General features: G+C 72.5%; 8 protein-coding genes and 1 pseudogene. 4 read left to right on the top strand and 5 right to left on the bottom strand.

Features of this window, described 5'->3' with window-relative positions; translation table 11 throughout:
- The first annotated feature begins 318 nt into the window (after positions 1-318).
- Positions 319-2,370: a M23 family metallopeptidase gene (locus ACFE8Y_RS18810; protein WP_375465904.1), complete on the top strand. Its 2,052-nt coding sequence runs from the start codon at positions 319-321 to the stop codon at positions 2,368-2,370.
- 14 nt (positions 2,371-2,384) lie between these two features.
- Here the strand turns inward: ACFE8Y_RS18810 and ACFE8Y_RS18805 are convergent, their stop codons facing one another.
- The 5 genes from ACFE8Y_RS18805 to ACFE8Y_RS18785 form a co-directional block, all read right to left on the bottom strand.
- Positions 2,385-3,422, bottom strand: a complete 1,038-nt coding sequence (locus ACFE8Y_RS18805; RefSeq protein ID WP_375465903.1) for a glutamate--tRNA ligase family protein — start codon at positions 3,420-3,422, stop codon at positions 2,385-2,387.
- Entirely contained in the window at positions 3,419-3,700 is a 282-nt protein-coding gene (locus ACFE8Y_RS18800; RefSeq protein ID WP_375465902.1) for a hypothetical protein, read from the bottom strand. Before ACFE8Y_RS18800 ends, ACFE8Y_RS18805 begins: the two co-directional genes overlap by 4 nt.
- Before the next feature lie 32 nt (positions 3,701-3,732).
- Positions 3,733-5,751, bottom strand: coding sequence for an ATP-binding protein (locus ACFE8Y_RS18795; protein WP_375465901.1), 2,019 nt, complete (start codon positions 5,749-5,751; stop codon positions 3,733-3,735).
- Positions 5,752-5,963: 212 nt separating this feature from the next.
- Positions 5,964-6,812, bottom strand: a complete 849-nt coding sequence (locus ACFE8Y_RS18790; RefSeq protein WP_375465900.1) for an oxidoreductase — start codon at positions 6,810-6,812, stop codon at positions 5,964-5,966.
- Between the two features lie 158 nt (positions 6,813-6,970).
- Complete coding sequence (locus tag ACFE8Y_RS18785) at positions 6,971-7,507, bottom strand: hypothetical protein (protein ID WP_375465899.1); 537 nt, start codon at positions 7,505-7,507, stop codon at positions 6,971-6,973.
- A gap of 284 nt (positions 7,508-7,791) precedes the next feature.
- On the opposite strand from ACFE8Y_RS18785, the gene trpA reads away from it, so the two are divergent.
- From trpA to ACFE8Y_RS18770, 3 genes and pseudogenes are all read left to right on the top strand, one after another.
- Positions 7,792-8,613: a tryptophan synthase subunit alpha gene (gene trpA / locus ACFE8Y_RS18780; RefSeq protein ID WP_375465898.1), complete on the top strand. Its 822-nt coding sequence runs from the start codon at positions 7,792-7,794 to the stop codon at positions 8,611-8,613.
- A gap of 83 nt (positions 8,614-8,696) precedes the next feature.
- Positions 8,697-9,608 carry an acetyl-CoA carboxylase, carboxyltransferase subunit beta gene (gene accD / locus ACFE8Y_RS18775; RefSeq protein ID WP_375465897.1) on the top strand — a complete coding sequence of 304 codons (912 nt, stop codon included), beginning with the start codon at positions 8,697-8,699 and terminating at the stop codon, positions 9,606-9,608.
- A gap of 15 nt (positions 9,609-9,623) precedes the next feature.
- Positions 9,624-9,779: pseudogene (locus tag ACFE8Y_RS18770) on the top strand (bifunctional folylpolyglutamate synthase/dihydrofolate synthase); the annotation flags it as partial.

Raw genomic sequence — 9,779 nt, 5'->3', positions numbered from 1 at the left:
CGCGGCCGGCGCCGATGACCGGGGTATACCCACACCAAACCAAGCCGTCAATGCCTAAATTCCAACCGTTCGAAAATGCCAACCTGCGCCAGCACGGACCTTGGTCGGACGGTCTTGGCCGGCGTCGGCCCGTCGGCGTGCGGGATGTTCCTTCCATGGCGGCGTGGGGAGGAAGACGTGCGGAAGATGCGCTGCGGCGGCGCCTCAATCTCGACATGCTGGCCTTCGACATGATCATCTCGTACCGCGGCCCGTGCTGCGGCGGCATCAGGGCCCCTGCCGCACCTGCGATGGATGTGAGACCCTCAAGGACCATCGGTGAAGCGCGACCGTCTCAAGATCGGCGATGCCGTCGGCGGCCCGGATGTCTTACAGGGCTACGCGCACGGCGTCCCGCCGCCGCTCGACCTGCTCGGATCGGATGCGACGCGCGTCGACCGGCGTGCGGTGAACCTGCGCTGGCTCTGCGCCAGCGCGCTCACGGGCCTGACGGGGGCGGCGCTGATCGGTGCGGCTCTGCACGTCTCGCTCCAGGGCGAGGCCTCGTTCGCCGCGCTCCCCGAGCGGGTGAGCGCGCCCGCCCGTCCGCAGCCGAGCGAGGGCGGCGCCAACCTCGCGCGCAAGGGCGACCGCTTGGTGCGCAACCTGATGATCGCCTCGGCCAAGCAGAGCTTCCGCGCGCCGGTGACCGTGCGGCTCGGCGAGCGCGAGATCATCAAGGTCCGCCCCTTCGTGCGCATCACCACGGCGTTGTCGATGTCGACCGGGACGTTTGCCGGCGACGTCCCGAAGTTCGATCCGATGAAGTTCGTCTCCGATGAACCGGCCGAGCGCGCGGCCGACCCGGGCACGGGCGACGCGCCGGGCGCCGAGGTCAGCGTGGTCAAGCGCGACCTCGCCGAGGTCGAGGCCGGCGCGCCGGCGCTCAACGACGAGGACGTGACCGCGCAGGTCGAGGAGGAGCGCCGGATGGCGGCCGAGGCCGGGCGGCGGACCTCGATCCCGATCGCACCGCAGATCCTGCTCTCGCGCGCGCTCCAGGGGAGCACGCTCGCCGCCGACTTCGACGGGGCGGGACGGGCCGCCAAGGACGGCAACCCGTTCAAGTCGATCGAGGTGCTCGTCGTCCCCGAGAACGTGACGAAGCTCGCCAAGGTCGAGCTGCGCGCGAGCGAGGCGCCGCTCGTGGAGGAGCGCGACCTCGCATTGAAGCGCAGCGACACCCTGGACGGGGTGATCAAGGCCACGGGCTTCGCCTCCGACGAGCAGTTCCGCGGCATCGCCACCGCGCTCGGCGGCAGGGCCAAGATTGCGGCGCTCGCGGAGGGCCAGCAGTTCCGGGTTCAGATCGCGCCGGGCGCCAAGCCCGGCGACCCGCGCCAAGTGACGCGCGTGGTGCTCTACGGCGAGGGCGGCATCGAGGGGATCGCGGCCATCAACGACCGGGGCGCCTTCGTCTCCGTGGCGCCGCCGCCCGAGGACGCCCCGTCGCGGAAGGCGCCCGCGTCCGCTGAGAACGGGGAGGACGACGAGGAGGATGGCGGCTCGGGGCCCCGCCTCTACCAGAGCCTCTACGAGACGGCTGCCCGGCACGACCTGCCGCGCGCCACCGTCGAGGACATCGTCCGGGTGTTCAGCTACGATCTCGATTTCCAGCGCCGTATCTCCGGCGGCGACGGCCTCGACGTGTTCTACACCTACGATGAGGATGCAGGTGCCGCGCCCGACCGGCCGGACCTGCTCTACGCCTCGCTGAACCTCGGCGGAGAGCCGCGAAAGGTCTACCGCTTCCAGTCCCCCGACGACGGCTCGATCGACTACCTCGACGACCAGGGCCGCTCGCTCAAGAAGTTCCTGATCCGGAAACCCATCGCCGACGGGATCATGCGCTCCGGCTTCGGCTACCGGCGGCACCCGGTGCTCGGCTACGCCAAGCTCCACACCGGCGTCGACTGGGCGAACCCGATCGGCACGCCGATCGTCGCCGCCGGCAACGGCACGGTGATCAAGGCGGAGTGGGATTCCGGCTACGGCCGCCGGGTCGAGATCCAGCACATCAACGGCTACGTCACCACCTACAACCACATGTCGCGCTTCGGCCGCGGCATCGGCGCCGGCACGCGGGTGCGGCAGGGGCAGGTGATCGGCTACGTCGGCTCCACCGGCCTCTCCACAGGGGCGCACCTGCACTACGAGGTGATCATCAACGGCCACTTCGTCGATCCGATGAAGATCCGCGTGCCGCGGGGGCGCGAACTCGACGGGCGCCTGCTCGCCGAGTTCAAGCGCCAGCGCGAGCAGATCGACGCCGTGATGCAGAAATCGAGGACCGCGACCGCCATGGCCCAGCGCGACGCCGCCGTCCGCTAATCTGAGCTTCTCGCTCAGGCGAAGCCGAGGCGCGCACGGATCGCCTCGGCGCGCGCGCCCCGCGCGCGGAGATCGGCGAGGGTTTCCGAGTTCTTCGACTTCGACAGCTTCGCACCGTCCGGTCCGAGGATCAATCCGTGGTGGTGGTAGCGCGGCGTCTCCAGGCCGAGGAGCGCCTGCAGCAGGACGTGCAGGTCAGTCGCCGCTTCGAGGTCCCGCCCGCGGACCACGTGCGTCACGCCCTGCGCGGCGTCGTCCACCACGACGGCGAGGTGGTAGCTCGCAGCCCCGTCGCGGCGGGCGATCACCGGATCGCCCCAGCGGGCCGGATCGGCGGCGACCGAGTGGTCGCCATCGGGCCCGCGTGCTTCGTCCTCCACCCGAATCGCGCGCGGGTCTCGTCTCCCAGGGGGAGACGATTGAGATGAGGGGCGTGACCTCTCCGGATGGTTCTCATCCCTCACCCCAACCCTCTCCCGAACGGAAGAGGGAGCCGCGTCGCGGTGCCGGGCCATGTTCGTCTCCGGAGCGTCGAAGGCGCGGTAGGTGAGCGGGCCGGATACCGACGCGCGGGCGCGGGCGGTGTCCATCCGCCACGCGTGCGGTTCGCCGGCCGCGCGGCGGACAGCCGCCGTGCGGGGGTCCAGGGCGCGGCAGGTTCCGGGATAGAGGGGGGCATCGTCCGGATCGCGCGGGGTCGGACCGGCGGCGGTCGCCGCGCGGACGTCGCCGCGGGTGCAGAAGCACGGGTAGGCGAGCCCCCGCGCGATCAGGCGGTCGAGCGCCGCGCGGTACGCGGGCCCGTGCTGCGACTGACGCCGGACGGGGGCCTCGAACGTCAGCCCGAGCCACGCGAGGTCCGACTGGATCGCCGCGATCAACGCGGGGCGCGAGCGAACCGGATCGATGTCCTCGATGCGCAGCAGCAGGCGGCCGTGCGCGCGGGCGGCGAAGTCGGCGTTAAGCAGCGCGCAGTAGGCGTGGCCGAGGTGCAGCCGCCCGTTCGGGCTGGGCGCGAAGCGGAAGACCGGCTGGCCAAGTCCCGCGCTCACCCGCCCGCGCGGTGCAGGCATTGCAGCGGGCCCGGGGTGCAGGCGATGCCGGGCAGCGAGCAGGCCGGCCCCTCCGCGAGGCGGCGGCAGACGCGGCAGCCGTCGCTCCACTCGGCGCAGGCCGGGTCCTCGGCGGGCGAGGCGGAGACGGCGTGCATCGGCCGGCCGGGCAGGAGCGCGCCGAGCAGCACGGTGGCGGCGACGAGGCCGGCAATGCTCCAGGCCACGCGGCTTCCGTTGCCGCGGGAGATCGGGTCCGGATGCGAGGGCGCTGACATGGGTCGGGTGTTCGCGCGCAGGCGCCGGCCCGTCAAGCCGCGCGCGCCGCGCGGCCTTCCAGCAGGGCGGGCAGCAGCTTCAGGTCGAGGGGCTTGGCGAGGAAGCCGTCGAAGCCGGCCCTGCGGGCGGCCCGCTCGTCCTCGCGGCCGGCGTTGGCGGTGAGCGCCACGAGGTGGAGGCGGTGGCCCTTCGTCCGCGTCTCGGCGGCGCGGATGCGCCGGGCGGTCTCGTGGCCGTCGAGGTTCGGCATGCGGATGTCGATGAGGGCGAGGTCGAAGGCCGTGCCCTCGGCGATGCGCGCCAGGGCCTCGATCCCGTCGGCGGCGTGGACCACCTCGGCGCCGAGGCGCTCCAGCGCCTTGGTCGCCAGGAGCGCGTTGATCGGGTTGTCCTCGGCCAGGAGCACGCGCAGGCCCGCCCCGGAGCGGACGGGTGGGCGCGGCGCGGCCTCGGGCGCGGCCGGCGGTGCGGGGGCGAGCAGGCGGTCGAGGAGGGAGCGGGCGCGCACCGGCTTGATCAGGTAGCTGTCGAAGCCGGCCGCCCCCGGGGCGCCGAATTCGCGCCGGTCGAACGGCGAGAGCAGGACGAGGCTGCAGCGCACCCCGCAGGCCTTCGCCTCGTCGGCCAGCCGCCTGACCGCGTCGTCGCCGAGCGCCCGGTCGGCGATCACCGCGTCGAAGCCGACGCCGGCGAGCGCGTCGAGCCCGTCCTTGAGGTTGGGGACGACCACCGCGGCGGCCCCCGAGCGGGCGAGGCTGCGCGCGAGGTACGGAGCCTGGAACGGCGACTCGGCCACGATCAGGACGCGGCGCGCGCCGAGCACCGCGCGGGGGGGCATGGCGGGCTGGACGTCCGCGGCGGGCAGCGGCAACCACACGCGGAAGGTCGAGCCGCGGCCGAGGCGCGACTGCGCCTCGATCCGCCCGCCCATCCGCGCGACGAGGCGGCGGGTGATGGCGAGCCCGAGGCCGGTGCCCTCGTGGCGGCGGCTGGCGCTGCCGTCGCCCTGCTCGAACTCCTCGAACAGGAGCGCGATCCGGTCCTCGGCGATGCCGGGGCCGGTATCGGCGATGGACAGGACGATACTGCCCGCCTCGCACCCGAGGACGACGCCGACGCCGCCGTCGCGCGTGAACTTGATCGCGTTGCCGACGAGGTTGACCAGGATCTGCCGCACCCGGTCGGCATCGCCCACCACCAGGGGCGCGACGTCCTCGGCGACGTCGAGGGCGACCTCGATGCCCTTGTCCTGGGCGCGGGGCGCCAGCAGCTCGACCACGGCCTCGGCGAGGGCGGGCAGGTCGAACGGCTCGGCGGAAAGGTCGATCCGCCCGGCCTCGATGCGCGAGAAGTCCAGGATGCCGTCGATGAGCGACAGCAGGGCCTGCCCGCTGGTGCGGACCGCCTGGACGTAGGTCCGCTGCTCGGCGTCGAGGGTGGTGTCGAGGACGAGGTCGGCCATGCCGAGGATGCCGTTCAGCGGCGTGCGGAATTCGTGGCTGACGGTGGCGAGGAACCGCGACTTGGCCACGCTCGCCGACTCGGCCCGCGCCAGCGCCACGTCGAGCGCGCGGGCGGACTCGATCCGGCTCGTCACGTCGCGGCCGGCGCGGAGCCACTGCATCGGCTCGGACCCGCGGGCGACCGGGACCTCGACGAAGGCGAACCAGCGCGGCGCGCCGTCGACCGATCGCACCCGCGCCTCGACCCGGCGGACGCCGTCCGCGCCCGTCTCGGTGCCGGCCGTCTCCAGCACGTCGAGGTCCAGACTCGCGCCGATCAGCGCGAGGGGCGTGTACCCCAGGAGCGCGGCGTAGCCCTCGTTGGCGAAGGTGATCCGCCCGGCCGCGTCGCGCTGGACGATCACGTCCGTGGTCGCCTCGACCAGCGCCCGGTAGCGGTCCTCGCTCTCGGAGATCTGCCAGATCCGATCGTGCAGGTGCTCGGCCTCGTCCGCAGGCCGCGGTCTGGGCCGGCGCGCCCAGGCCAGCGCGAGGCTCGCCGCGGCGATGAGGAGCGCGAGCGCGACGGCGAAGTCCCTGGGGTCCATGCGGATCTCCCCCGGCGTGACGATCCGGGCAGGGCGCAGGATCGCAGGGGAGGTTGAAGGATGGGTTTGGAAAGGCGCTTAACCGGAGGTTGCAGGACCTGCGCCGACGCGCGCGGCGATTCCCACCGATCGATCCGCCTCCCCTCCCCCGGCGCGTCGGCGGATTGTCGTCCGGACGTAGGGGTCGTGCTTCGTCGCGCCCCTCGGACGGATCAGCCCTGCGGGAAATCAGCGCCGAGGCTGGTCTCCCGCCACGCCTCGATCTCGGCAAGCCGGCCCTTCAGCCGCTCGGTCACCGCCTCGTAGCCCCAGGCGCCGAGCACGAGGTGGCGCGGCGGATCGTCCATCTCGGTGACGCGGATCATCGCCTCGGCGGCCCGCACCGGGTCGCCCGCCTGGGTGCCGCTCTTCTCCGCGGTCGCCTTGAGCCGAGCGCCGGCCGTCTCGGCGTAGGCGGGGATCGCGTTCGCGGTCTGCCTCAGGGAGCGCCCGGCCCAGTCGGTGCGGAACGGCCCCGGCTCGACGCAGGTGACCCGGATGCCGAGCGGCCCGGCCTCGGCCGCCAGCGCGTCCGACCAGCCCTCGACCGCGTGCTTGCTCGCCGCGTAGTAGCCCGAGCCGGGAAAGCCCATGAAGCCGGCCACCGACGTGACGTTGAGGACGTGGCCGGCCCCTTGCGCCCGCATCAGCGGCAGGACCGCGCGGGTCAGAGCGAACAGGCCGAAGACGTTGGCGTCGAACTGCGCCCGGATCTCGGCCTCCTCCCCCTCCTCGACCGAGGCCTGGTAGCCGTAGCCGGCATTGTTCACCAGCACGTCGACGCGCCCGAACCGCGCGCGGGCCTCAGCGACGGCGGCCTCGATCCGGCTCGCATCGGTAACGTCGAGCGCCAGCGCCAGCGCACGGTCCCCGGCCTCCGCGACGAGGTCGGCCACGCGGCCCGCGTCGCGGGCGGTCACCACCGCGCGCCAGCCGCGGGCGAGCACCGCGCGGGCGAGGTCGCGGCCGAATCCGGTGGAGCAGCCGGTGATGAACCAGACGGGGGAGGTCGCTGAGGCCATGGTGTCGGTGTCCCGCGCGCACCGGCGGACGGAACGCAGACTGGAGATTCGGGGACGGCGCACCGAGCATGGGGGCGTCGCATCACCTTCCAGATAGGACGCAGACGGATCCCGGCGATGAGTCAGGCCATCGCCGGGACGACCATCGGGCCGGGGGGTTACTGCATCGCGGCGAAGGTGTCGCGGCGCGCCGCGGCGCCGACGTGGTGCTGCGCTTGGCCGGCGAAGTACGCCTCGACCATCTCGCGCACCACGTCCGCCAGGTCCTGGCTGCGGGCGACGTCGAGTTGAAGGTCGCTGCCGACCGAGCGTCCGAGGCTCGACGCGGCGCAGTGGGCCTTGGCGAGCGTCTCGGCATAGTTCTGGCCGAGGCCGGAGACGGAGATCAGGTTGCGGCCGCCGAGCTCGGGGCCGTACTTGATCACGATGCGACGCTCGGAGTCCGTCGCGCCGCGCAGGCTCGCGCGCAGGCAGACGAAGCCCTCCCGATCGATCTCGCAATCGAGACCGGTGATGCTGCCGTGGACGTTGTCGCGCTCGTCGAGCACCTCGGCCATCAGCGTCAGAACGGCGAGCACCGGCTGAAGCGCACGGGCGCCGTCGGCGAGCAGCTTACGGCGAAAATCGTTCTCGCGGGCCTCGGACGCTTCGAGCCGCGCATGGAACCGGTTCTTGATTTCGGATGCCGTGGTCATGTCTCATTCCCGATGTGGTCTTTCGACCGGCGTTGATCGTGTTTCGAGACCTAAGACTTTTACTTCATTGCTTCAACAGTGTGCAAAGTATTCCCGCCTGCTCGTTTCGTAAGCGGCTGGCGCCGATTTAGCATTGCCTCGTTTCAAGGCAGCCGGGCGGTTCAGGCCTCGCGCACGCGAGGCGCCGCAGGAACCGGCCAGCGGTCGCCCGCGCTTCACGGGCCGCCGCCGATGGTGTAGGCGCGGCGCCAACCCCCGACCTGCTTCCGAACCAGACAGGCACCATGCCCGCCCGCATCGACGCCACCTTCGCCCGCTGCCGCACGGAGGGCCGCGCCGCCCTCGTCACCTACGTGATGGCGGGCGATCCCGACGCCGAGACCTCCCTGAAGGTGCTGGAGGCGCTGCCGGCCGCGGGCGCCGACATCGTCGAGTTCGGCCTGCCGTTCACCGACCCGATGGCCGACGGCCCGGCGATCCAGGCGGCGGGCCTGCGCGCGCTCAAGGGCGGCCAGGGGGTCGCCCGGACGCTGGACCTCGTGCGCCGGTTCCGCGACGGGAATGCCGGCACGCCGGTGATCCTGATGGGCTACTTCAACCCGATCCACACCTACGGCGTCGCCCGCTTCCTCGACGACGCGGCGGCGGCCGGCATCGACGGGCTGATCGTGGTCGACCTGCCGCCGGAGGAGGACGACGAGCTCTGCCTGCCGGCGCTGGAGAAGGGCCTCGCCTTCATCCGGCTCGCCACGCCGACCACCGACGAGCGCCGCCTGCCGGCGGTCCTCGCGAACACCGCCGGCTTCGTCTACTACGTCTCGATCACCGGCATCACCGGCACCGCGACGCCGGATTTCGGCCAGGTCGGCGCGGCGGTGGCCCGCATCAGGCGCCACACCGACCTGCCGGTGGTCGTCGGCTTCGGCGTGAGGACGGGCGCGCACGCCGCCGCGATCGCGCGGGGCGCGGACGGCGTCGTGGTCGGCTCGGCGCTGGTCGACGCCCTGCACCGCTCGCTGGACGGCGACGGCCGGGCGCAGGGTCACACCGTCGAGGCCGTGGCCGCCCTGGTCCGGGACCTCGCCGCGGGCGTGCGCGCCGCCTGACGCGGCCCTCCCTCCGGCACGGCCCTGGCGCGGCCGCCGCCCGAACCTGATATCAGGCCCTGTAGGAACCGGACGGGCGCGTCATGATAGTCGAACCGATGAACTGGATCTCGGAGGTCGTGCGCCCCAGGATCAAGACCCTGTTCAAGCGGGAGACGCCGGAGAACCTCTGGGTCAAGTGCCCGGATACCGGGCAGATGGTGTTCCACAAGGAGGTCGAGGGGAACCTCTGGGTCATTCCCGGCTCCGAGCACCACCTGAAGATGGGCGCGAGCGCGCGCCTGAAGATGATGTTCGACGAGGGCACCTGGATCGACGTGCCGCTGCCGGAGGTCGCCGCCGACCCGCTGAAGTTCCGCGACGAGAAGCGCTACGCCGACCGCCTCAGGGAGGCGCGCGCCAAGACGGGCATGCAGGACGCGTTCAAGGTCGGCTTCGGCCGCGTCGGCGGCCTGCCGATGACGCTGGCGGCCCAGGACTTCGCCTTCATGGGCGGCTCCCTCGGCATGGCGGCGGGCGAGGCCTTCATCCGCGGGGCCGAGACGGCGCTGGAGAAGCGCACGCCCTACGTGATGTTTGCAGCGTCGGGCGGCGCGCGGATGCAGGAGGGCATCCTCTCCCTGATGCAGATGCCGCGCACCACCGTCGCGATCCGGCGCCTGCGGGCGGCCCGCCTCCCCTACGTCGTGGTGCTCACCAACCCGACCACGGGCGGCGTCACCGCCTCCTACGCGATGCTCGGCGACGTTCACCTGGCCGAGCCCGGCGCGCTGATCTGCTTTGCCGGACCGCGGGTGATCGAGCAGACGATTCGCGAAAAGCTGCCGGACGGGTTCCAGCGGTCGGAATACCTCCTGGAGCACGGCATGCTCGATCAGGTCGTCCACCGCCACGCCCTCAAGGACACGATCTGCCAAGTTTGCAGCCTGCTGATGAACCTGCCGGAGCCCGTCCGCGCCGCGCCGGCGCCGATCCCCGTCCCCGAGCCGGCCTGAAGATCCGCAACAGAGATGGACTCGTCCGACGCGCTGATGGCGCGCTTCCTCGCCCTCCACCCGCGCACGATCGACCTGTCGCTCGGGCGGATCGAGAGCCTGCTCGCCCGGCTGAACCACCCCGAGCGCCGCCTGCCGCCGGTGATCCACGTGGCCGGCACCAACGGCAAG

The organism is uncultured Methylobacterium sp., from assembly GCF_964242245.1.
Classification (GTDB): Bacteria; Pseudomonadota; Alphaproteobacteria; order Rhizobiales; family Beijerinckiaceae; genus Methylobacterium.
This window is presented reverse-complemented; position numbering and strand designations above follow the sequence as displayed.